Here is a 273-nt window from a genome sequence, read left to right on the forward strand (position 1 = left end):
GGGCATGCCGATGTCGCGATACTCGACTTGCAGCTTGACCTTATTGCGGCTCAGATCAAGGCGGCGACCTTCAAGTGGATCGACCTCGATTAATATTCCGTCTTCCCAAGGCACGGCGCCCTGGCGGCCAAACACAAGAAGCCTGTCGCCATTCGGCGACCAATCAAGAAGGCCGCTGACCAGATCGAGATCTGGCGCCGGCTGGGTTGCGACGCCGCTGTTTAGATCGACGATGGTCAGGGTGCGGCGTCGACCGGGAGTTCCCACCCGTAC

Annotated in this window: 1 protein-coding gene; it reads right to left on the bottom strand. The window is 60.4% G+C overall.

Annotation, left to right across the window (positions count from 1 at the left end; translation table 11 throughout):
• A partial coding sequence (locus C1X29_RS29290; protein WP_218275719.1) for a hypothetical protein occupies positions 1 to 273 on the bottom strand: 273 nt, incomplete at both ends.

It is taken from the genome of Pseudomonas sp. GW456-12-10-14-LB2, from assembly GCF_002884345.1.
Lineage (GTDB): Bacteria > Pseudomonadota > Gammaproteobacteria > Pseudomonadales > Pseudomonadaceae > Aquipseudomonas > Aquipseudomonas paraglycinae.